Annotated in this window: 18 protein-coding genes; 9 read left to right on the top strand and 9 right to left on the bottom strand. The window is 36.3% G+C overall.

What is annotated here, in order from left to right; all coding sequences use genetic code 11:
• Positions 1-92: 92 nt before the first annotated feature.
• The 4 genes from ACFIK8_RS02535 to ACFIK8_RS02520 form a co-directional block, all read right to left on the bottom strand.
• Positions 93-278 carry a hypothetical protein gene (locus ACFIK8_RS02535; protein WP_375635752.1) on the bottom strand — a complete coding sequence of 62 codons (186 nt, stop codon included), beginning with the start codon at positions 276-278 and terminating at the stop codon, positions 93-95.
• Between the two features lie 1,451 nt (positions 279-1,729).
• Positions 1,730-4,396, bottom strand: a complete 2,667-nt coding sequence (gene ppdK / locus ACFIK8_RS02530; protein WP_375635753.1) for a pyruvate, phosphate dikinase — start codon at positions 4,394-4,396, stop codon at positions 1,730-1,732.
• 178 nt (positions 4,397-4,574) lie between these two features.
• Positions 4,575-5,231, bottom strand: a complete 657-nt coding sequence (locus tag ACFIK8_RS02525; protein ID WP_375668939.1) for a DsbA family protein — start codon at positions 5,229-5,231, stop codon at positions 4,575-4,577.
• An 82-nt stretch (positions 5,232-5,313) separates the two neighbouring features.
• Complete coding sequence (locus tag ACFIK8_RS02520) at positions 5,314-5,814, bottom strand: DUF721 domain-containing protein (protein WP_375668938.1); 501 nt, start codon at positions 5,812-5,814, stop codon at positions 5,314-5,316.
• Positions 5,815-5,956: 142 nt separating this feature from the next.
• Between ACFIK8_RS02520 and mutY the strand changes: the two genes are divergently transcribed.
• Entirely contained in the window at positions 5,957-7,015 is a 1,059-nt protein-coding gene (gene mutY / locus ACFIK8_RS02515; protein ID WP_375635756.1) for an A/G-specific adenine glycosylase, read from the top strand.
• 764 nt (positions 7,016-7,779) lie between these two features.
• On the opposite strand, the gene ACFIK8_RS02510 is transcribed toward mutY, so the two are convergent.
• A complete protein-coding gene (locus ACFIK8_RS02510; RefSeq protein WP_372440009.1) occupies positions 7,780-8,868 on the bottom strand; it encodes a site-specific DNA-methyltransferase in 1,089 nt (362 codons plus the stop codon).
• Positions 8,869-9,239: 371 nt separating this feature from the next.
• Between ACFIK8_RS02510 and ACFIK8_RS02505 the strand changes: the two genes are divergently transcribed.
• From ACFIK8_RS02505 to ACFIK8_RS02475, 7 genes are all read left to right on the top strand, one after another.
• Entirely contained in the window at positions 9,240-9,935 is a 696-nt protein-coding gene (locus ACFIK8_RS02505) for an HAD family hydrolase (protein WP_375668937.1), read from the top strand.
• A 913-nt stretch (positions 9,936-10,848) separates the two neighbouring features.
• The gene (locus ACFIK8_RS02500; RefSeq protein WP_375668936.1) at positions 10,849-11,205 is read left to right on the top strand and encodes a hypothetical protein; all 357 of its coding nucleotides are present in this window, start codon (positions 10,849-10,851) and stop codon (positions 11,203-11,205) included.
• Between the two features lie 181 nt (positions 11,206-11,386).
• A complete protein-coding gene (locus ACFIK8_RS02495; protein WP_375656003.1) occupies positions 11,387-11,749 on the top strand; it encodes a hypothetical protein in 363 nt (120 codons plus the stop codon).
• Between the two features lie 217 nt (positions 11,750-11,966).
• Positions 11,967-12,329 carry a hypothetical protein gene (locus tag ACFIK8_RS02490; protein WP_375635760.1) on the top strand — a complete coding sequence of 121 codons (363 nt, stop codon included), beginning with the start codon at positions 11,967-11,969 and terminating at the stop codon, positions 12,327-12,329.
• A 615-nt stretch (positions 12,330-12,944) separates the two neighbouring features.
• Complete coding sequence (gene thrC, locus ACFIK8_RS02485; RefSeq protein WP_375635761.1) at positions 12,945-14,342, top strand: threonine synthase; 1,398 nt, start codon at positions 12,945-12,947, stop codon at positions 14,340-14,342.
• Positions 14,343-14,425: 83 nt separating this feature from the next.
• Positions 14,426-15,700: a M16 family metallopeptidase gene (locus tag ACFIK8_RS02480; RefSeq protein ID WP_375635762.1), complete on the top strand. Its 1,275-nt coding sequence runs from the start codon at positions 14,426-14,428 to the stop codon at positions 15,698-15,700.
• Between the two features lie 400 nt (positions 15,701-16,100).
• Entirely contained in the window at positions 16,101-18,986 is a 2,886-nt protein-coding gene (locus tag ACFIK8_RS02475; protein WP_375635763.1) for an EAL domain-containing protein, read from the top strand.
• A gap of 42 nt (positions 18,987-19,028) precedes the next feature.
• Here the strand turns inward: ACFIK8_RS02475 and ACFIK8_RS02470 are convergent, their stop codons facing one another.
• Complete coding sequence (locus ACFIK8_RS02470) at positions 19,029-19,613, bottom strand: YqgE/AlgH family protein (RefSeq protein ID WP_012754832.1); 585 nt, start codon at positions 19,611-19,613, stop codon at positions 19,029-19,031.
• Between the two features lie 71 nt (positions 19,614-19,684).
• Here ACFIK8_RS02470 and ACFIK8_RS02465 point away from each other — a divergent pair, with 71 nt between their 5' ends.
• Positions 19,685-20,563 (top strand): protein-disulfide reductase DsbD domain-containing protein, encoded by an 879-nt coding sequence (locus ACFIK8_RS02465; protein ID WP_375635764.1) that lies wholly within the window; start codon positions 19,685-19,687, stop codon positions 20,561-20,563.
• Between the two features lie 27 nt (positions 20,564-20,590).
• On the opposite strand, the gene rnhA is transcribed toward ACFIK8_RS02465, so the two are convergent.
• Genes rnhA through ispH form a run of 3 tightly spaced genes read right to left on the bottom strand, consistent with a single transcriptional unit; the run spans position 20,591 to position 23,078 of the window.
• Positions 20,591-21,058, bottom strand: coding sequence for a ribonuclease HI (rnhA, locus tag ACFIK8_RS02460; RefSeq protein ID WP_375635765.1), 468 nt, complete (start codon positions 21,056-21,058; stop codon positions 20,591-20,593).
• Between the two features lie 5 nt (positions 21,059-21,063).
• Positions 21,064-22,023 carry a homoserine kinase gene (locus ACFIK8_RS02455; RefSeq protein WP_375635766.1) on the bottom strand — a complete coding sequence of 320 codons (960 nt, stop codon included), beginning with the start codon at positions 22,021-22,023 and terminating at the stop codon, positions 21,064-21,066.
• The gene (gene ispH, locus ACFIK8_RS02450; RefSeq protein WP_375635767.1) at positions 22,023-23,078 is read right to left on the bottom strand and encodes a 4-hydroxy-3-methylbut-2-enyl diphosphate reductase; all 1,056 of its coding nucleotides are present in this window, start codon (positions 23,076-23,078) and stop codon (positions 22,023-22,025) included. The genes ACFIK8_RS02455 and ispH overlap by 1 nt, the downstream gene beginning before the upstream one ends.
• Positions 23,079-23,158: the final 80 nt, after the last annotated feature.

The raw sequence follows: 23,158 nt of genomic DNA, 5'->3' as shown, positions 1-23,158 counted from the left end.
TATAAAAATAATCTCTTAATTTATAATGATAATTCATCTTTCGCTTGTTTAATGCCCCCCCAAACATTCCTTCATCTCAAGCCCTCTTATATTCAATCAATCAGAATGGTTTTCTTACACATTATATATTGCGCCATACAATCTGCTGTAAGAAAACCACAACCAATTGCAGAAAAAGAAATATTGCAAAATAACAAACGCGCTTGTTCTAGCATTTTTATTACTTCTGATGATAAAAGGACACGAAATTTTATTGTAGTATCATGTAAACCTTTCATATTCTCGAGCCACGAATTGTCCACATCTTATCGTCAATTTGATCTTTATAAATATGACGCAAAGAATTTGTGCAAACACCTGTAAGGATAAGTAGACGTAAAGCTAGTTGTGTTATGCTTGTTGTTTTGCAAAGTGTCTGATAAAAAACCGGCACTTCTCTCCAATCTATTGCTGGAAAGTTTTGTGTTTTATGACGTTGTTTTCTAAGAGAGCGTGTGCTTTTGGTGTCGTCTAAAAATCAACATCCAAACCTAACGCAGCAGTATGTTTGAAGCAAATGTTAAGACAGTTTAGTACTTTCTCAACTGTTATAGCTTTTGTATGCCAAATGGAGGCAAGAGCATTGCACATCTCTGTTTGTATAATCTCTGAAACAGAGAGACAGTCTAATTTGGGAAGAATATGAAATTTTAAGGGTAGAAACCAGTTTTCATCTTTGCCATTTCCTTTTAATTTAGCTTTACGACTTTCAAAGACATCTAAAGCAATGTCTTTAAAATAATGGAGATTACCTATTGCCTCATGCTTTTATTTAGCTCGCGTCTTTTTGGGCCCCCCCTCACGTAAAACAAAATGTCCTAAACGGAATATACGTGGATTGCCATTCACGATCTTTCTTAAAAAAACATTTCTAAAGCACCCAAGCCCATTTCGCAACAACGGCCCGTGAATAATAATAGCAGCCTCACTGTGCGCTGTCATCTTTACGCTTGTGAAGAAGCAAACCAGCACCATTACACACTACCTACCTTCAATTTGTGACAGCTCTTGACACTTGAAGAAGCATATCCTTGCTTTATTTTTTTATCCATAGACGCTAATTCCGCCTGTAATATGCAAAAAACATGGTTTTAATTGATTCATTATCAAAGAAGTTGAAATGAGACAATCTTGTGATATTTACAGCTTTCGTTCAATATGAGAAATAAAAAATTATCATTATAAATCAACATATTGTATAACTTTGATATTCCTTCAAGAATGTAAAGATGATAGCGCATAGTAGAGTTTATATACTTTGGGAAGATTTTTATAAACTTACGGGGAGTTTTACATAATCCCCATTCCACGAATGTCAATGTGAAATGGGGCATCCACTGAGAGATGTCTATCTCAAACAGCATGATGTGCAAAAAAAATGCATTTGTTTGGAGCATTCTATTTTGCGTGAGGAGTCCATTACCCTATAAAAAAGCAAACGTGTAAATTGACTGCACAATAACACGTTTCTCTCTATCAAGAGGTTCGTCAATAGAAAGTGTATTAATAATACATCTTTGTCTATCCTGCTTTATATTTTCTCTCATAAACCTCTCAAAAATACACTTTCTCGCGTAACATAACTTATCGTGCATTTTAGAAGCAATTTTATTTCCTTTATTAAAGAAAATAAAAGAATATATAAAAAATTATTTCAGTAATAACTATACAACAAAAAAATATTAACCCATTATATCCTTTTTGCTATTGCGGCCTGGGCTGCTGCTAAACGAGCAATTGGTACTCGAAAAGGAGAACACGAAACATAATCTAGGTTATTTTCTTCGCATAAAGCAATAGAGGCCGGATCGCCTCCATGTTCACCGCAAATTCCTAATTTTATTTTTGCACGCTTTGATCGTCCACGCTGTGCAGCAATGGTAATAAGTTCTCCTACTCCATCACAGTCAATAGACACGAAAGGATCTTGCTCTAAAAGACCTTTTTGAAAATAGGTTGCCAAAAAAGGAGCAGCATCATCACGGGAAATCCCAAAAGTGGTTTGTGTCAAATCGTTTGTTCCAAATGAAAAAAATTCAGCAGTTTCAGCAATTTCATCTGCTCGAAGCGCCGCCCTTGGAAGCTCAATCATCGTCCCAACCATATATTGAATAGTGCTTCCCTTTTCTTTCATCACTTCCTCAGCAACCTGATCAATACGTGCTTTTACAAAATCGAGTTCAGATTTAAGCGCAACAAGTGGCACCATAATTTCAAGCATAACAGGAGACCCAGATTTTTGGGCAGCTTCTGCTGCTGCTTCAAAAATCGCCCGCGCTTGCATTTCTGCAATTTCAGGATAAGTAATAGCTAAACGGCATCCACGTAATCCAAGCATAGGATTAAATTCATGCAACTGCTGAGCGCGTTCAGCAAGCACTTCAGCAGAAACACCCATAGCTGTTGCAACATCAAGAATTTCTGTTTTCGTTTTAGGTAAAAATTCATGTAATGGTGGATCTAGCAAGCGGATAGTAACAGGTAAACCACACATAATTTCAAATAATTCACTAAAATCTGAACGCTGCATTGGCAAAAGCTTATCTAGTGCTTTACGACGACCATTTTCATCATGACTTAAAATCATTTCACGCATGGCAACGATACGTTCATCAGAAAAAAACATATGCTCCGTACGGCAAAGACCTATACCTTCAGCCCCAAAGGAACGCCCCATACGGGCATCAGATGGTGTATCAGCATTAGCGCGAACTTTGAGACGCCGCATTCCATCAGCCCATTCCATTAATTTTGCAAAGTCTCCGCAAAGCTGAGGTTGCAACATTGCAACTTTCCCTTTGAAAATTTCTCCACTTCCACCATCAATTGTAATAATATCACCTTTTTTAAAGCTTTCTCCTGAAGCAAACAGCGTATTTGTGTTATAATCAATCCGCACACTTCCAGCACCAGAAATACATGGTTTCCCCATCCCCCGCGCAACAACAGCAGCGTGACTTGTCATACCGCCACGCGTTGTTAAAATTCCTTCTGCAGCATGCATACCATGGATATCTTCTGGGCTTGTTTCTACACGGACCAAAATAACTTTGCGACCTTCCGCCGACACCGTTTCTGCCTCTTCTGAAGTAAAAACAATTTCACCAGTTGCGGCTCCAGGAGAAGCAGGTAAACCACGTCCTATAATAGAACGTTCTGCTTTGGGATCAAGTGTTGGATGCAAAAGTTGGTCCAGCGACTTTGCATCAATACGCATCACAGCCTCTTCATGGTTTATTAACCCCTCTTCAACCATTTCAATTGCTATCTTGAGAGCCGCACGAGCCGTGCGTTTTCCTGAACGAGTCTGAAGCATCCATAATTTACCTTTTTCAATGGTAAATTCGAGATCTTGCATATCCCGATAATGCTGCTCAAGCTTCTGCGCTATCTGACATAATTTCAAAAAAGCCTCAGGCATAATTTTTTCTAATGACGGCCTATTTGAACCAGCAACAATACGCGCATTTTCTGTAATATTTTGAGGTGTTCGAATGCCCGCCACAACATCTTCCCCTTGCGCATTAACTAAAAATTCACCATAAAGTTCTTTTTTCCCTGTCGATGGATTGCGTGTAAAAGCAACACCTGTTGCCGAATCTTCACCCATGTTGCCAAAAACCATAGCTTGCACATTAACTGCCGTTCCCCAACTTTCAGGAATATTATGTAAACGGCGATAGGTAACTGCACGTGCTGTCATCCAACTTGAAAAAACGGCTCCAATTGCTCCCCATAACTGCTGTTCAGGATTTTGTGGAAAAGGTTTTCCTAATTTTTCTTCAACATATGCTTTATAAGAAGTAATAATATTCTTCCAATCACCTGCTGTCATTTCTGTATCAATAGTGTAACCATTGCGTACTTTTGCTTCATCAAGAATTTCTTCAAAATACGCATGATCTAACCCCAAAACAACGTTAGAATACATTTGGATAAAACGCCGATAACTATCATAAGCAAAACGTTCATTATTAGCTTGTAAAGCAATGGCTTTTACAGTCTCATCATTCATGCCAAGGTTAAGCACTGTGTCCATCATCCCTGGCATAGAAGTTCTAGCACCTGAACGAACAGAAAGCAAAAGTGGCTTTTGCTCACTCCCAAATTCACGCCCTGTTTGTTCACCAATGCGTCTTAGTGCTTGCTTAACAGATTCCTGTAGCTCTTCTGGATATGATTTGTCATGGGCATAATAAAAATTACAAACTTCTGTTGTCAGCGTAAATCCGGGTGGTACGGGCAAACCAAGATTACTCATTTCTGCCAAATTAGCCCCTTTACCTCCGAGAAGATTACGCTCACTTGCACTTCCTTCTGCCTTTCCATCTCCAAAACTATAAACCCATTTTTTCATTGTACAAATCCTCCCATATCAGCATCAAAACATCATTCAACCTAGGCTCACTTAAAAGCAATGATTTGATTCAAAATCGGCTCAACAAAAAATATTGCTTCATAAATGCATAATATTAATCCTTCCAAAAGCGATAATGACTAAAAGTATCACTATCCATCTTCTGGAAGATTAAGATTCATTTTTTAAGAAAACTATCAATCACCGAAAAAAAGTCTTCTACTTTCATGGCACCTTCATATTTACTACCATTAATAAAGAAAGTAGGCGTTGCTGTAACACCAAGTTTTTTACCACGCTCAAAGGATGCATTCACTTCATCTAAAATGGCTTGATTTTTCAAACATGCAGTAAAACTTTCATCTGTAAAACCAGCCATTAAGCCAATTTTTTTCAATGGTGTTAGAGCATCTTTTCCGAAAGCCCATTCATTTTGTTTTTGAAATAAAACTTCTATCAAAGGAAAATAGCGATCTTCTGGTGCACACTGTGCCAACATAAAACCTGCTGTTGCCCGAGGATCAAAAGCATAATCGCGGAAAATCAGTTTTACTTTTCCTGTTTTGATATATTTTTTACGAATTTGAGGAAGTATATCATTATAAAAATGCGCACAATGGGTACATGTCAACGAAGCATACTCAACAATGACGACTGGTGCATCCGCCTCTCCCTCAAAGCGATCCTTTACTTTACCCGATTGGAGAATCTCTTCCATATCAACAGTTGCCACTGGTTTGGGATCACGCGCTAAAGCAACTGTTACACTGTTTTGTACAATCGTTATGAAGAGAAAAATTATCCCGAAAGATAAAAAAGAACGATATTTTACCATAAATAATACTTTTCTGTTGTTATTAACGAATAAGAATCCAACGCTTTCTCATATATTAAAGAAAAATATATAAAATATCTTGCTATTTATTATTTTTTTCCCAAAAAATGCAACAGCCAAGTTTATAAAGTGATTGGCGCAAGCTTTTATCTTCAATTCCTTCAAGCATTTCTCCCACGCATTTTTTGTCTTGTTCACTCAAAGACGATTTTAGAGGCAAGTGATTCATAAAAACCGTCATACTCCTTTGCTCAATCTTGATGCGATCAATAGCAATATAGCCAAAAAATCCGTTAATTCTATGAAGTAATTCCTCTGTTTCATGCATCAATTTTAACGCAGCAAATCCTTCACATGCGACAACAAGTGTTGCTGGCTGAAAAACATCATCTTGATCTGCACGACGTTTCCAAATAATTTTAAGCGGCATTGTATGTTCACTGATATCATAGCCCGCAATTTGTGGCCAATGTTCTATAAGCGCTACATTAAGCCCTGTCCGTTTGCGTAAAACTGGATCAAGTATTTTGTATACCGTCTCAGAAAGAGAATAAAAGATATGTTTTTTAAGTTGTTTTCTCATTTTTAGATCATTGTTCAATCGCTTACTAAATTAAAATCATTTGTTTCATCTAAAAATTATTGCCTCCTCAATTTATGAAAGATCAACAAAATAAATAATTTTTTCTTTTGCATTTTATATCTTCCTATGCTTGAAAACAATCATGTATGAAATTTCTTCGCACCTCCTTGCTTGGTACGATCAAAATCACAGACATCTCCCATGGCGGATTACCCCCGAAAAGCAAAAACAAGGTATCCGTCCTGATCCTTATCAAGTTTGGCTTTCTGAAATCATGCTTCAACAAACAACCGTTGAAACAGTTAAGCCTTATTTTAAAAAGTTTCTGAAACTATGGCCTGATCTTTCCTCTTTAGCAAAAGCCTCACAAGATGACATCATGAAAGCATGGGCTGGACTTGGTTATTATTCACGCGCACGTAATCTTAAAAAATGTGCGCAACAGCTTGTTGAAAACTACGCGGGACAATTTCCACAATCTGTAAAAGAATTGCGAACTCTAGCCGGCATTGGAGATTATACTGCCGCAGCCATTGCTTCAATTGCTTTTAATCACCCTGTAGCAGTGGTTGATGGTAATGTCGAACGTGTGGTAGCGCGCCTTTTTGCTATCACTTCAATATTACAAAAAGCAAAAGTTGAAATTAAAGAAAAAACACAAAAAATTACTGCTTTAAATCGTCCTGGTGACTTTGCTCAAGCAATGATGGATTTAGGAGCAACAGTTTGTACTCCACGCAAACCATCTTGTTATACCTGCCCTCTTCAATGTTTATGTAAAGCAGCAAAGACGCAACAACCGGAATCTTTTCCAGTCAAAGCCCCTAAAAAAGAACGCCCTTCAAAAACAGGTATTGCTTTTGTGGCTCTTAATAAAAAGAGACAAATTTATTTGGAAAAACGACAGACGCAAAAGCTCCTTGGTGGAATGACCCAAATTCCTAACAATATTGGCATAAACAACGAAAATGGGCTCCAAAATGCACCCTTTACTGCCAATTGGCAATTCAAAGGACAAATTACGCATGTTTTTACTCACTTTTCTCTAAAACTCGATGTTTACTATACTGAGGATATTCATGAAATGAATTGTGAAAATGGTTGGTGGTGTAACATTCAACATCTTGCCGAAGAAGCACTACCTACTGTTATGAAAAAAGCCATTTCCGTAGCACTTCCCAATTCTTTCAGATTTAAATAACCTTCCCTATTCGTAAAAATGTTTTCTAACGGAGACTTTTGTATCTCTAACGGTCATTTATTAAGTCATTTATTAATCTGTAAAAGAAAAACTTAAAAAAATGAAATAACCAATTTTTTCTACAGATAAGAATTAAGGAGGGGTAAAAAAGCTTAGATTTAAATTTCAGAATCTATCCTTTTTTGCTTATGAAGGAGCAAGTCAGCACCATCATTATATTTACCAGCCCCCTACAACAACCCTTGGCACTTGAAACGGTTCATAAAAGGTACTTTTTAGTTCTTTCTTTAACAATTTTATTCACACGCCAACCCCGCTTATGACATGCAAGCAAGTAAATTTTATTGATTCAATATGAAACAGGTCTGAAATAAGAAAATTTGACGATATTCGGGGGGAACTCAATATGAATAACGCTAAATTATCTTGATAAACCAATACATTTTGCGCACTTTATAGATGCACATATTACCTCAAAAAAGCACTTAATTTTGAGCTTCTGAATGAGCCTTTTAATTTTGATATTTCATTTTTATAAGATTATATTAAAATTTTACTGTTTTGGAACTAAAATCAGAACATAGAGTGAAAGTTTCTCATTTTAATTTCTTCTACAAGAAGCAAAAAATACTCGCTTGCCGCTTACAAGCGAGATTAGTGTGTTAATAAAAAACATCTAAGAAAGGCATAAAATGCCCTCACGTCCATCTCAATCAAGATCAGGTACATTGATGATCACTCTAGAATGAAGCGATCAGCTTAGTTCATAAAACACCCGTTTTTAACATTTGTGAACGTATGATCATTCTTAAATGATCTATGGACTTCAACCGTCCATTTTCCTCATAATACCAAAATGTCCAACCATTACAACTCTGCGAATCTTGAGCCTTTCTTCCCATTGCGTGAATTGAGCCCGCTTCACCACCATGCATAATCGTACCATCAGCTCTTACAATAGCAGACACTTGCTTCTTACGATCATAAAGAACTTCTCCAGGATAGAGTAAACCTGCTTCAAGCAAACTGTTGAATGCTACGCGCGGTTCTGCTTTTTTTCTATCCAAAATCGCTAGTTCTGGTTGCGCTAAAGGTTTAACCGCTGCAATTCTCTCACATGCTGCATCAATGTAATCTTGCTCGCGTTCAATCCCAACAAAATCACGCCCTAAAAGCTTGGCAACAGCACCTGTTGTTCCCGAACCAAAAAACGGATCAAGAATAACATCACCAGGTTTACTAGAAGCCATAATAATACGCGCTAATAACGCTTGCGGTTTTTGTGTTGGATGTAATTTACGCCCTGAATCATCCTTTAAACGTTCAGCTCCAGTGCAGAGAGGGAAAAGCCAATCTGAACGCATTTGTAGATCTTCATTGGCCGCTTTTAAGGCATCATAATTAAATGTGTACTTTTTATCTTTTTGATCTCGCACGGCCCAAATAAGCGTCTCATGAGCATTTTGAAAACGGCGCCCTCGAAAATTAGGCATCGGATTATTTTTGCGCCAAATAATATCATTAAGCATCCAAAAACCTAAATCTTGTAATGCCGTCCCAACTCGAAAAATATTATGGTAAGATCCGATAACCCAAAGTGTTCCGTTGGGTTTTAATACACGACGACAAGCAAGCAACCATGCACGGGTAAAAGCATCATACGCAGCAAAACTCTCAAACTGATCCCATGCATCATCAACCGCATCAACAAGCGAATGATCTGGACGGTATAAAGCTCCGTCCAATTGCAAATTATAGGGTGGGTCCGCAAAAATCATATCAACGGAATGTTTTGGAAGTTTTTCTAGAACGGAAACACAATCTCCTTTAAAAATTTTATTGCGCCATGGCATCTGTGAGGGAGTACGAAGAAAATCTTTTTGAAGCTGAATAACTGTCATGAAAAACCCAACAAAATTAACTGAATTTGCCCTATAATCAACCAAAATAGTTTATAGGCCCGCATTACCAATCCATATTTACAAAATAGCGTAAACGTATCGTTAAATTTCTACAAAATTGATAATTGTTTTTGTTTTTTTAAGTAAAAAAACTTTCATATGAATGAAACCTTATTTTTCTTTTTTTCAATGTACTGTTCCCATATCATTTATTTCGTAAAAGAATTAAGAATCATTTTCAAAGCGTATTTTTATGAAATAAGATCTTCTCAATATCGTTTTCATAAAAGTTGTCCATCTCGTAACATGTAAAGGAATATCTTATGCCTCAGATAGATCTTATTATTTTTGATTGTGACGGAGTTCTCGTCGACTCTGAATATCTTGCAGCAAAAATTGGATCTCAATTGCTCAAACAAACAGGATATGAAATATCATCCGAAGAATTGAGTGAGCGTTTTGCAGGACTTATCTTTCCCGATATTCTTAAACACGTTGAACAGGAAACAGAAAAACCAATTTCTGCTCATCTCATAGATCAGATGACTAATATTTTTCGTACACAAATAAAAACTAAATTACGGGCTATTGATGATGTAAGAGAAGCCGTAGAAATTATTCAAACACGCTATCCCTACTGTATCTGCTCTAATGCAAAAAGCGTAGATATAAAAGAGATGCTCACCACGGTTGATCTCTATGACCTTTTTGAAGGTAAAATATTTTCAGCACCTGAAGTTGGAACAAAAAGAACGAAACCAGCCCCTGATGTTTTCCTTTTTGCCGCACAACAATTACAGGCAGAGCCCCAAAACACTATCGTTATAGAAGATTCACTTCATGGTGTACACGCAGCCATAGCAGCAGGCATGCGTGTCATCGGCTTTACGGGAGGATCACATAGCTATCTTGGCCACTCCAATGCACTTGCAGAAGCTGGAGCAGAAACAGTTATCGCAAAACATGCTCATTTAGGAGAAGTCTTAGAAGCAATGGTAGTATGGCGAGATCTATTATAAAAAATCTCTTGAATATATCAGTTTGTAAACTCTTGTAAGAAGCATTTTTACTCAAATGCCCTTCTCTTCTCGCTACTTCTTTTATAATAACTTTAGTAAATGCGTAATTCAGGACATCTTTCTTCTTTATAAACGTCAAAGATTCTGATGCCCTAAGAATTTTATATTATGGGGCTTTATCATCATATCTATTAATTGCAAAATAGACTTGAGTACCTTGAGAAGGATTTCTTAAAAAAGCACATAAATATGAAACATAGAACAACGTAAAGAGATACCTGTAGTTGCTCAAAATTTTCTGAAAGCACTTGTATAGATTTTTTAAATAAGCAATGAAATCAGATCTTTTCAAAAGTAATCCAACTTTAGGAAAGGCATCCTTTCTAAAAATAAAAGTGGCTTTTCGGTTTGGAAAGAAGAAAATGTTGAAAAATATTATCTAATGCCGATCTTTCAGCACTCATAAATGTCTCTGAATTGATATTCTGCTATACACTGCTTTACATCACAGTAATATGCTGTTCACATTGGCGAGAAAATGATAATATCATTTATCTCTATCCAATTCGAGCTCTACTTTATACTATGAGCGAAATGTATATTTTTAGTATCTATAAATGTATTTAAAAAAATAATATTAATATCATTTTATAAAAATTATGCGATCACCACATGTTATTTATATATAATACATAACGAAATATTTCATAAAATTTTAAAAAATATTTTTGTAATTATTACTGTTACATTTTTACAATAATGTTTATAAAAAATTATATTTATATTTTTATATGTATTTTTATTATTGACTAAAAATACATATTGAAATATCTAAATTATATATAGTGTGAGATATATAAACATTATGTATATTTTCTTACATATATAACTTAAAAATATTTGAGGTAAAGTTATGGTCAAAATATTTAAAAATTATATCTTAAGCACTTTTATAGCGAGCACTTTTTTTATTTCACAAACTGTAACTGTTAATGCAAACTATTTGAAAAACGATACTCCAAAAGAGGAACTTTCTGTTTCCCCAATGGAACAAGTAAAGTATGCGAAATCTGATGTAGTTTCTACGACTGCTTTCTATGTTCCATCTGTAAATTATCAAACAGAAAATGGAACAACAGGTGAAGGGAAAGTTGAAAAGGTCGTTGAGCCTATGACTGTAGGAGTGGGACTATTGTTTGCTGGATATGCAATGAGCTTTATAGGATCGATAATAAGTTGGATAAAGGACATAGTGTTGATGTTCAAATAATTCAACCTCGTCTAGAACTCTAGAACAATAGCTTCATAATGAAGCTATTGTTCATTGTAAGTAATTACATAATGGAGCTTATCTTGCTACAAAATATAAATGTTGTAGATTATATCCAAATATCCAAAGTATAAATTTACGCATATATATATTGAATAGTATAAAATATTTGAGGTAAATTATGATTAAATTGTTTAAAAATCATATGTTAAGTATTTTCATTATGTCTGCCTTTTTTCTTTCACAGGTTGTAAATGTGCATGCAAACTATTTGCAAAATAATACTCATCGTGAAAATATTTTTGTTTCTGCAATAGAGCAGAAAAAACAGGATGCAGTCCATACCGTTTCTCTCTATAGCCCCATTCTAAGTCGTGGAGTGGATAATGAAACTACTATTGAAGGAAAATTTGAAAAGGTCGTTGAACCTCTTACACTCGGAACCTTTGGTGTTGGGATGGCAATTGGATATGCATCAAGTACGATAGGCATGTTTTTAGGATGGATAATAGGTAAAATAATATCGTATTTTAAATCTCGTTAAAATTGAAATCTTATCAGAATAAAACCTTCTCATACGAAATATAAACTATGGATATATTCTGTGTTTATCCATTGTTGATGACAAAAAACTAATGAATTAGTGCACATTAAGAATGAAAAAGCTTTAAATGCTTCTGTTTCTCTTAATGTGCACTAATTCTGCCGATGCATCTATTCAATTCAGAGTAAAATAAAAGTAAAAGTATTGGTGATAAATTATGATTAAAGTATTGAAAACTTACGTATTAAATATTTTTATAGCAGTTTCTTTTTTGCTTTCACAAGTTATAAATGTTCATGCCAATCATTTGAAAAATGATTTTCAATGGGAAACTGTCTCTCTAATAGAACAAGGAAAGAAAAAAGCTATCAATATAGCTACTCTTTATGTACCAAGTTTCACTCATGGAGCAAAAAGTGAAACTGCCATTGAAGGAAAATTTGAGAAAGTGTTTGAACCAATTACGTTAGGAGTTTTTTCTACAGCAGGAGCTTTGGGTTTTGGATTCTTGACTGGATCTATTATGGCCATATTTAGCGGGATAATCGGATGGGCAATAGGAAAACTTAAAGGCAAATAATTCAAAGATACTCAGTTATTTTTTCTATTTAAAATAAGAATATTTTACAGCCTGCTTCACATCATTTAGCAGGCTGTCGTATGTTTTCTATGGATAAAAGTTAGGTTACCATACTGTATAGAACAAATATAATATCTATAATAATAATTAAGCTAAACAAAAATTATTCAAAGTATAGATTTGCGCACGCAATGCCATAAAATTACCTTACAAATCTTCCAGTGTGAATTTTGATCTGTATCATTTCAATATTCATTTTAGCAGATTTAATTGTTACAAAGTATAAGAGCATAAAATAACTATAAATGATTGAGTTTTACAAAAAAAAGTTCTTCAATAAATACCATTCTATCTATTTGATTTTATTATTTAAGAAGATGCACAAGTGAAGATACGTTGTAAAATTTAAGTAAATGAATAATAGAGGGAAAATTTTCGACTTTAACAGATTTTCTGTGAACATTTGACGTTTATATCTCAAAAATAAAAATGCTTAAGAATATTTCCTTTCATTATTGAGTTAAAAACTCTATCCATTTAATAATTTAAATATTATGAAAAACGTGAAATAAATAACTTCACCAATTTGCCAGAAATAAAAAAAGGATAAAACGTATGGAATATATCAGCACGAGAGGTGAAGCTCCTGCTTTAAGCTTTACGGAAACGATCATGACAGGATTGGCAATTGATGGGGGACTTTATCTGCCAGATAAATTTCCTCAGCTATCATTTGATGCGTTACGAGCACTTCGTGGTCAGTCCTATACAACAATTGCTAAAACTATTCTGTGGCCCTTTGTGAATAACGAAATCGAATATACAGCTTTTGAAAATATGATCGCTGAATCTTATGCAACCTTTCACCATCCAGCAATCTGTCCGTTACGACAAACTGGAGCAGATGAATTTATCCTTGAACTCTTTCATGGTCCTACTTTAGCTTTTAAAGATGTCGCAATGCAGTTTCTTTCTCGACTGATGGATTATGTTTTGACTGAAAAAAATAGATGTGCAACGATTATTGCTGCAACATCAGGTGATACAGGAGGGGCTGCGATACAAGCTTTTGCTGGAAAAGAACACTCAGATATTTTTATTTTATTTCCTAAAGGACGTGTATCACCTGTTCAACAACGGCAAATGACAACCAATCAATGTTCAAATGTTCATGCCATTGCCATTGAAGGAAATTTTGATGATTGCCAAGCTCTTGTCAAAGCAATGTTTAATGACCACAATTTTCGTAAAAAAAGAGCGCTTTCAGGTGTTAACTCTATAAATTGGGCGCGTATCATGGCGCAAATTGTTTACTATTTTTCATCTGCACTTTCCTTAGGGGCTCCTGATAGAGCTGTTTCATTTACTGTTCCTACTGGAAATTTTGGTGATATTTTTGCAGGTTATGTTGCAGCCCGTATGGGATTACCCATTGCTCAACTGGTCATCGCAACGAATGATAACGACATCCTTGCACGTACATTGACCAGCGGTACTTACGAAACACAACCAATAGTCCATACAACATCACCTTCTATGGATATTCAGGTCTCTTCTAATTTTGAACGTTTGCTCTTTGAAAGTGGTAATCGTGATCCAATGTGGATTCGCAATGCAATGGACAACTTGAAACAATCAGGACGTTTTACTCTTGATGAAAAGCAACTCAAAAATATTCGTTCCCTATTTTCTGCTGGGAAAAGCAACATGGCTGCAACAGCTCAAACAATTAATAGTGTCTATAAGGAAAGTGGCTATCTTGTTGATCCACATACAGCCGTCGCTCTTCAAGTAGCGCGTAAAAACAAAAAACCGCATATTCCAATGATCGTCCTTGCCACGGCTCATCCAGCTAAATTTCCTGATACTATTAAAAGTGCTTGTGGACTTCATGCCCCATGGCCATCTCATCTCAATGATGTAATGAAACGCAAAGAACACTTTATAAGTCTTGCTAATGATGAAAAAATAGTAAAAGATTATATCTCTTTAAAATCGCATGCATCTTATTAAAGTTAGCTGCATTAACTTAAATCAAGAATATTCTAATACCCTTACAATGAGGTATTTAACTTATTTAATGGAGTTGTAAATACATGGATGTAGATATATGTCGCCTTAGTAATGGCTTGACTATCGCCACACATACAATGCAACAAATTGATAGTGTTGCCCTCGGAATATGGGTTAAAGTGGGCTCACGCAATGAAACCTCCACACAGCATGGTATTGCTCATCTTCTTGAGCATATGGCTTTTAAAGGAACCGAAAACCGCACTGCTTTTCAAATTGCAACCGATATTGAAGATGTTGGCGGTGAAATCAATGCCACCACCAGTATTGAAACAACAGCTTACTTTGCACGTGTACTTAAAAGCGATATCCCACTTGCTATAGACATTTTAGCCGATATTTTAATGCATTCAAAATTTGACGACAATGAACTAGAACGAGAAAAACAAGTAATATTTCAGGAAATTGGTGCCGCTCATGACACTCCTGATGATATTGTTTTTGATCACTTTACAGAAACAGCCTTTCGTCATCAATCCCTTGGACGCTCTATTTTAGGAACAGCTAAAACTATCCAATCATTTACATCTACTGATCTCCATGATTTCATCAATAAACAATATAGTGCAGATCGTATGATTGTCGTTGCTGCAGGAGCTGTAAAACACGAAAGTTTCTTGCGAGAAGTTGAAAGTCGTCTTGGTACTTTTCGCTCCCATTCAACCGCACCTCTTACTAATCTTGCAAATTATGTTGGTGGCGACTTTCGTGAATATCGCGATTTAATGGATACACAAGTTGTTCTGGGGTTTGAAGGGCGTGCTTATCACGCGCGTGATTTTTATGCGGCCCAAATTCTTTCAATCATTCTTGGTGGTGGTATGTCTTCACGTCTTTTTCAAGAGGTAAGAGAGAAACGTGGATTATGCTATTCTATTTATGCTTTTCATTGGGGATTTTCAGATACTGGTCTTTTTGGTGTTCACGCAGCTACCGGACAAGAAGGGCTCAAAGAACTTATTCCCGTGATTCTTGATGAACTTTCCAAGGTCAGTAAAAACATTCACGCCAATGAACTGCAACGAGCACAAACGCAATATCGTGCGAATCTGACAATGTCACAGGAAAATCCCTCTAGTCAAGCACATCTCATTGCTCGCCAAATACTCCTTTATGGTCGACCAATTCCAATATCGGAAACAATTGAACGCCTCAATCTCATCACTCCTAAAAGATTAACTGATTTAGCACATCGTCTTTTTACAAATTCCACTCCAACACTAACTGCTGTCGGACCTGTAGGACCCCTCATAAATTTTGATGATTTAACGTCAACTCTTTCATACAAGCTAAAGTAAAAAACTTCTTTTCAAAACAGCATCACAATAACATACACATATTTTATCGTAAAATTTACCACAAAAGCTCTTCTCATTAAATAAGTTTTGGAAATATTGGGCAAAGAAGCGTACAAAACTACCCAATTCATACTTCATGTGATAAAGATTCTAATGAGTGAAGGTATATCCATGAAATCTGGAAATTCATGGTTTAACTTTGCCCTTTTAACATATAAAACTTCATTCGCTTCAAGTTCCATTGAAGCAAATGGACATGTGGTCTATTTGTATACAAAACCACATAACTTAAGAAAAAGTGATAACAATTTATTATGTAAATAAATTATAAAAGGTGGACGTTTTTTCTCAAAAATCGAAATGAAAATTAAACATCCTAAAATATTGAGAGTGGGACATTGTGAAGAGTTTGCGTAAAATAATTGATATCATTTTCATTGTAGTCGTTAGTTTTCTTGTCCATCTTACATCAGTACAAGCAATTGAGCCAGTTAAAATTTCTTCTCAGGATGCTGCTCTTGATCTCTCAAAAGCAATTGAAATTCACCATACAAACAGCTCTATTTTTCAAACAAGTACAGCGCCAGGACCAGATGGTATTGTATGGCGTATTGAAGTGCAGGCAAAAAATGAAAAATTTTCCGGAAATTGGGCAGTCTTTTCTCTTGCAAATCCAACAGATGAACAAGTCGATCGTCTCATCGTTGCCCCCCATTACCGCATGGCGCGTTCTGGATTTTTTTGGCCAGATCTTGGATCAGAAAGGATTCAATCCATAACGCCAAGCGAAGGGTTTTCCCTCGATCGTCAACTTAGTGCAAACTCTGACATCTTTCGTATTACCCTTAACCCTGGTGCTGTTGTTACATTTGTGGCCGAACTTAACTCTGCAAATCTACCGCAAATCTATTTATGGCAACCTGAAGCTTATAAAGATGCAATTAATTCTTATACGCTTTATCATGGTATTCTTCTTGGTATATCTGGTCTCTTAGCGCTTTTGTTAACTGTTCTCTTCGTCGTCCGTGGAACAGGGCTGTTTCCTGCAACAGCAGCTGTTGCTTGGGCTGTGCTTTTTTATATTGGTATTGACTTCAACTTTTTAAATAAATTCTTTGCAGTTACACTCACAACACAACCAATCTGGCGTGCTGGTACAGAAGTAGCACTTACTGCTACACTCTTCATTTTTCTTTTTACCTATCTCAGCCTTAACCGCTGGCATTATCATTTTAGTTACGGTGCTATCGCTTGGACCATTGCCTTTTGCAGTCTAGGAGCCTTTGCTATTTATGATCCAATCAGAGCAGCTGGAATTGCGCGTTTGTCTTTTGGTCTTACCGCTGTGCTTGGTATAATATTAATCATCTATTTCTCAATCAGAAGCTATGACCGCGCCATTATGCTTATCCCAACATGGTTGCTCATTAGCTTTTGGTGTGTTGGAGCCTATGCCTGCATAGCTGGATATTTAAACAATGATATTATCCAGCCAGCATTAGCGGGAGGATTAGTGCTCATTGTTCTTCTCATCAGCTTTACTGTCCTGCAACAAACTTTTTCTAATGACGCTTTCCATGAAGGAATATTTTCCGATCTTGAACAACAAGTACTCGCAGCAAAGGGAGCTGGAAATATTATTTGGGATTGGAATATTGAGCGTGACCGTATTGTTGTACATCCAAACATGGCAACCCTTTTTGGTACTGAAATTCATAACCTCAATGGACCTATGCGCAACTGGATTTCAGCCTTGCACCATGATGATCGTGAACGCTTTCAAGCCGTATTAGATATCATTCTTAAAAATAAAAAAGGGCGCATTGATCAAATTTTTCGGCTTTCTTCCGGTGGTGGTTATTATCATTGGTTTTCTCTTCGTGCACGTCCGGCTATGCAAAAAGATGGGAAAATCACACGTGTCATTGGAACCATTGTCAATATTACTAACCACAAAAAATCCGAAGAACGCTTATTGCATGATGCAATCCACGACAGCTTAACCGGCCTTCCTAACCAACAAATTTTCTTCGATAGACTACAAAATTATACCTCTTTGGCGAAAGCAAATATCAAAATTAGACCGACTGTCTTTATGATTGATTTTGACAATTTTCGCCAAATTAATCGCAAATTAGGCATAGCAGTTGGGGATACTGTACTGCTTATAATCGCACGTCGTTTAAACCGTCTCATTAATTTTCAAGACACCTTATCGCGCCTTTCAGCAGACCGCTTTGCAATTATTTTACTCAGTGAAACTGAACCACAAAAAATTGCAGCATTTGCAGATCATTTGCACAAAACAATTTCAGCACCTATTTCACTTTCAGAAAACAAAATAATCCTTTCAACGTCTATCGGATTGGTTACATGGAGTGAAAGCCGATCGACGGCTAAAGATATTTTTAATGATAGTGAATTAGCGATGATTCGTGCAAAACAAATGGGTGGAAACCATATTGAACCTTTTCGTCCTAATTTTCGCACTTTGGGTCTCGAACATAATACTCTGGAGAAAGATGTTCATTATGCCATAAAACGTAATGAGATAAAAATCCTCTACCATCCTATTCTTAATTTATCAGACGGACATATTATTGGTTTTGAAACAATTGTAGAATGGCATCATCCCACTTATGGAAATTTAAATGTCTCTGATTTCATAAAAATCGTAGAAAACGAACAAATTGTTATGAATTTGTCACAATTTATCATCGATAATGCCATTATCGATCTTATAAATGTACAAGAAAAGTTTTCCCAACAATCTTTCTTTATTTCAATTAATTTACCAAGCGCAGAAATGATTCATCCTCGTTTTATCAGTCAATTGCGCGCCGCTTTGCTTCGTCATCCGCTCCACAAAGGACGTTTGATGATTGAAATATCTGAATTTGTCTTAAGAAATAATCCTGAACAATCAGCGCACTTTCTCGAACAAATTAAAACACTTGGAATGAATCTCGCACTCGATAATTTTGGAACAGGTTATTCGTCTCTGACCTATCTCGTACGTTATCCATTTGATATGGTTAAACTTGATCGTTCACTTATTTCAATCGACTCCCTTAAGAAGAAAATTGTTCTCAAGTCTATCATTAATATGGCAACAGATCTTAATTTGCAAATTATCGCAGAAGGTGTTGAAAATGAAAAAGAAGCGATCTTCCTCCGTCAAGAAGGCTGTAAATATGTTCAAAGCACACTTGTAACGAAACCGATTGCCATAGAAGAATTAATTACGCTCGTTCAGAGCCATTTCCCTTATAAAGTAAAAACATAAGGGATAAAATAACGTGTAAAGTTAAAAAGCTTAGAAAAAACTCTATGCATGTCCCATTTCAGAAGCAAGATAAGTTGGATCGATACCCATGCGTGTTAAACTTTTATCATACTTGCAGCTTAAATCGCTTTCAAAAAGAAAACTAGGTGATGTAGAACTGATTAGCCAACCATTTGTAGAAATTTCTGCCTCAAGTTGCCCCGCTTTCCATCCAGCATAACCTAATGCTACCAGTGCATGTTGCGGACCTTGTTCGCAACTGATCGCTTTTAATATATCAATTGTCGCAGTAAAACAGACCTTATCTGCAATAAAAACAGTTTCTTCACAAGCATAATCATCTGAATGAAGGACAAAACCACGCGAAGGATCAACAGGACCACCATAGCGAACTGGAAACTGTTTTATTGGTTCAGAAAGACTTTTTTTTTGGCCACTGTCTATGACTCCCAAGTGAAGCAAAAGCTCTGGAAAATCAATATGATGCAATTGATTGAGAATAATGCCCATCGCACCGGCATCAGAATGCGCGCAAATGTAAATAACAGAACGAATAAAGCGTTTGTCATTCATCCCAGGCATTGCTATGAGTAATTGTCCACCTAAAAAGCCATTACACCGCTTCATTAATTTGTTATTCTCCATAATTTACATGATAAAAGTTTGTTCATTTAGTACACTAGGAAAATAAAACTCCAATGAAAAAAAGTCATATATTTACAAATTTACAAAATATCGCAACTTTCTTTTATAAAAATCTTTTAGTTACTTTAAGCTTAACATTCATAGTTTTAGAATTACTTAACATTCCTGTAAATGCTCAAAAAGGACAAAAACTCCAGCTTTTCGCAACATCTTGGTATGAATCAGATGGTGGTCGTATCCGATTAGCGATCACCGAACCTTCTCTTTCTGGAATAAGAGAAGGCATTATTGAGATTGTGCTTAAACCAGGATGGAAAACTTACTGGCGTAATCCAGGTAATTCTGGCATGGCACCGTTTTTTAATTTCAACCAACAGGTTTCTTATGAAATCTTTTATCCTACCCCACAGCTTTTTGAAACAGAAAATGATTGGTCATTAGGCTATAAAGATAAAGTAATATTGCCCTTCAATCTTTCTGGTTCAAGCAAAAATTTAAGTGGTGCTTTCACTCTTGGATTATGTAATAAAATCTGTCTTCCATTTACTGTTAACTTTGATTTTTCGCCATCTGCTCTTAAAAATAAACATCTTCCTGCTTCCTTCTTAAAAAATGCCCAAGATTCTTTGCCCCGCATGATGCAGAATGCACTAAAAATAAGTGCCGAAAAAAATAACAGTACCCTTCTTATAAAAATACAAAATAACAACAAAACCACTCCTTCCTCTCTCTTTTTAGATGGAGGAGAAATGCAAATTGGAGCAGCAAAAAAAGTCAGTGATAACGCAGAATATACACTCTTCAGTGCTCCACTCTATTTCGCTCCAGAAGAAATAAACCAAAAAATTTTTTATACAGTTTCTTTTAAAGATTACGCCTTAAGTGGAACATTCATATTCCATACGCAGCCAACCCCTCTTGTGACTCCGTAATAAAAGAAAAAAGCTATCAAACAGCAATTATGCTGTAAAATGTCCATTTTCGCGATATTGAGTAATTGCTTTGCGAGCAAGGGCATCTGCGCGTTCATTTTCTGGATGTCCCGCATGCCCTTTTACCCAGTGCCATCTGACTGTATGACAAGAACAAGCATCCTCAAGAGCTTGCCATAGCTCCATATTTTTAACAGGCTTTTTTGATGCGGTGCGCCAATTATTCTTTTTCCAATCTTCAATCCACTTAGATATACCGTTACGCACATAAACTGAGTCTGTATAAAGGTCGACCAAACAGGGCTCTTTAAGCGCCTTTAATGCACAAATTGCCGCCATGATTTCCATTTGATTGTTTGTCGTATGGACCTTACCGCCATAAAGCTCACGTTCATGACCATTCCAGCGTAAAATTGCTCCCCATCCTCCAATTCCAGGGTTCCCTGAGCAAGCACCATCTGTATAAATTTCAACGACTTTTTGTTGAGTTGCCATAAAATTTAAAAACCTAATTCACTTAGCGAATTTACATTACTGAAAAAACAAAGCTTGTGCCAATACTCCCATGGATCTTTCTTAATAACAAAGCTATTAGGCGGTGTATTAAACCAATCATAAAGACGTGTGAGTAAGAAACGTAAAGACGCACCACGAGCTAACAAAACAATCTTGTCCAATTCTAAAGGGATCAATGGTCTTATTTTTTGATAATTTTCCAATAACTTACGTGCTTTGGCCAGATTATAGGAATGATCAGGCTCAAAGCACCAAGCATTTAAACAGATCGCTAAATCATAAGCAAAAAAGTCATTACAAGCAAAATAGAAATCTATCATCCCAGAAAGACGATGATTCACAAAAAAGACGTTATCATTAAATAAATCTGCATGGATAATGCCTATTGGTAAATTGAGCGGCCAATTTTCCTGTAAAAAAGCCAATTCAAACTCAATTTTTTGTCCAAATTCTTTTAATAATGCATCTTCTTTTGTTTGACAACGTTGCCACAATACCTGCCAATCCATAACAGAAAGAGTATTTTTACGACTGAGTGTAAAATCCTGTCCTGCTAAATGTAATTGTGCGAGCCCCGTCCCCACTTCACCACAATGATCTATAGTGGGCTGGCGGACCCACTCTCCTTCCAGAAAAGTAATAATAGCAGCAGGGCGTCCTGCTAATTCACAGATCATCATTCCATCATTTTGAATAACAGGTTGAGGACAAGGAATTCCACGCTGTCCTAAATGCTGCATCAAGCGACAAAAAAAAGGTAAATCATCTTTTGAAATACGTTTTTCATAAAGTGTTAAAATAAATCGCCCTTGTGTTGTCTCTAACATAAAATTAGAATTTTCAATCCCCTCCTCTATACCTTGATAAGACAAAAGTGACCCTATTGCATAACGTGTTAAAAACACTTTTAAATCATTTGAATGAATATCTGTATAAACGGCCATTATTCTGCTTTCGTTGTAGACATGTCTGTATTCTGATTTTCATTTTTTGCATTATTTGCTTGACCATTGACGAAAGCCATATCTTGAGACGTTAAAATGACGTCACGTAATTCGCGACTCACTAAAAATTTTTCCGTTTCTACCGCTGTTTCAGCTAATTCTATTGTGACATCATAACGCTCACGAAACGCTGAAATAATTTCATCAATAATAATTTCAGGAGCCGAAGCCCCTGCTGAAAGACTGACAATAGAAAGAGCTTTTAGGTTTTCAAAATTAATTTCATCAGCGCGCTGAACTAAAATAGCTTGCCGCGCACCAGACTTTTCAGCAACCTCTACTAAACGTCGTGAATTAGAAGAATTTGGCGCTCCAACAATCAAAAACAAATCACTCCCCTTTGCTGCTGCCTTAACCGCATCTTGTCGATTCGTTGTAGCATAGCAAATTGACTCAGCCGCTGGGGCCGCTAATGTAGGGAAACGTTGTTGTAATATATCGAGAATTCCTGCAGTATCTTCAACAGAAAGCGTTGTTTGTGTAACAAATCCTAATTTATCTGGATCATTGGGTTGGTAATGCAAAGCATCTTCTATCGTTTCAATAAGCGTCACAGCCCCTTCTTCAAGCTGTCCCATTGTCCCTATCACCTCAGGATGACCAGCATGACCAATCAATATAACATGACGACCATGACGTTGATGTCGTATCGCTTGTTTATGAACTTTCGAGACCAACGGACATGTTGCATCGAGATAAAACAAATTATAGCATCGTGCTTCTTCTGAAACAGATTTTGGTACACCATGAGCAGAAAAAACAACCGGTTGATTGCGATGTTCTTCTGGAATCTCATCAAGTTCTTCAACAAAAACGGCTCCCCGTTGTTGTAATCCCTCAACCACGTAGCGGTTGTGTACAATTTCATGACGAACATATACTGGAACACCATATTTTTTTAATGCAAGGAGAACAATCTGGATAGCACGATCAACCCCTGCACAAAATCCACGTGGACCACAAAGACGTATCGTTAAAGGGGGAAGTCCAGACATAAATCATCCTTAATCTCTACAGTTTTAGCTATATATTCAAACAACCTATCGTTATACACGAATAAGCAATGTAAAAAAAC

Source organism: Bartonella sp. MR168JLCBS (genome assembly GCF_042194175.1).
Note: the sequence above shows the minus strand (reverse complement) of the source record. Positions and strands in the feature narration are given on the sequence as shown.

Coding starts and splice junctions, on each gene's coding strand:
- ACFIK8_RS02535 (WP_375635752.1), bottom strand. CDS start 278: ATGAAAGGTTTACATGATACTACAATAAAATTTCGTGTCCTTTTATCA.
- ppdK (WP_375635753.1), bottom strand. CDS start 4,396: ATGAAAAAATGGGTTTATAGTTTTGGAGATGGAAAGGCAGAAGGAAGT.
- ACFIK8_RS02525 (WP_375668939.1), bottom strand. CDS start 5,231: ATGGTAAAATATCGTTCTTTTTTATCTTTCGGGATAATTTTTCTCTTC.
- ACFIK8_RS02520 (WP_375668938.1), bottom strand. CDS start 5,814: ATGAGAAAACAACTTAAAAAACATATCTTTTATTCTCTTTCTGAGACG.
- mutY (WP_375635756.1), top strand. CDS start 5,957: ATGTATGAAATTTCTTCGCACCTCCTTGCTTGGTACGATCAAAATCAC.
- ACFIK8_RS02510 (WP_372440009.1), bottom strand. CDS start 8,868: ATGCCATGGCGCAATAAAATTTTTAAAGGAGATTGTGTTTCCGTTCTA.
- ACFIK8_RS02505 (WP_375668937.1), top strand. CDS start 9,240: ATGCCTCAGATAGATCTTATTATTTTTGATTGTGACGGAGTTCTCGTC.
- ACFIK8_RS02500 (WP_375668936.1), top strand. CDS start 10,849: ATGGTCAAAATATTTAAAAATTATATCTTAAGCACTTTTATAGCGAGC.
- ACFIK8_RS02495 (WP_375656003.1), top strand. CDS start 11,387: ATGATTAAATTGTTTAAAAATCATATGTTAAGTATTTTCATTATGTCT.
- ACFIK8_RS02490 (WP_375635760.1), top strand. CDS start 11,967: ATGATTAAAGTATTGAAAACTTACGTATTAAATATTTTTATAGCAGTT.
- thrC (WP_375635761.1), top strand. CDS start 12,945: ATGGAATATATCAGCACGAGAGGTGAAGCTCCTGCTTTAAGCTTTACG.
- ACFIK8_RS02480 (WP_375635762.1), top strand. CDS start 14,426: ATGGATGTAGATATATGTCGCCTTAGTAATGGCTTGACTATCGCCACA.
- ACFIK8_RS02470 (WP_012754832.1), bottom strand. CDS start 19,613: ATGAAGCGGTGTAATGGCTTTTTAGGTGGACAATTACTCATAGCAATG.
- ACFIK8_RS02465 (WP_375635764.1), top strand. CDS start 19,685: ATGAAAAAAAGTCATATATTTACAAATTTACAAAATATCGCAACTTTC.
- rnhA (WP_375635765.1), bottom strand. CDS start 21,058: ATGGCAACTCAACAAAAAGTCGTTGAAATTTATACAGATGGTGCTTGC.
- ACFIK8_RS02455 (WP_375635766.1), bottom strand. CDS start 22,023: ATGGCCGTTTATACAGATATTCATTCAAATGATTTAAAAGTGTTTTTA.
- ispH (WP_375635767.1), bottom strand. CDS start 23,078: ATGTCTGGACTTCCCCCTTTAACGATACGTCTTTGTGGTCCACGTGGA.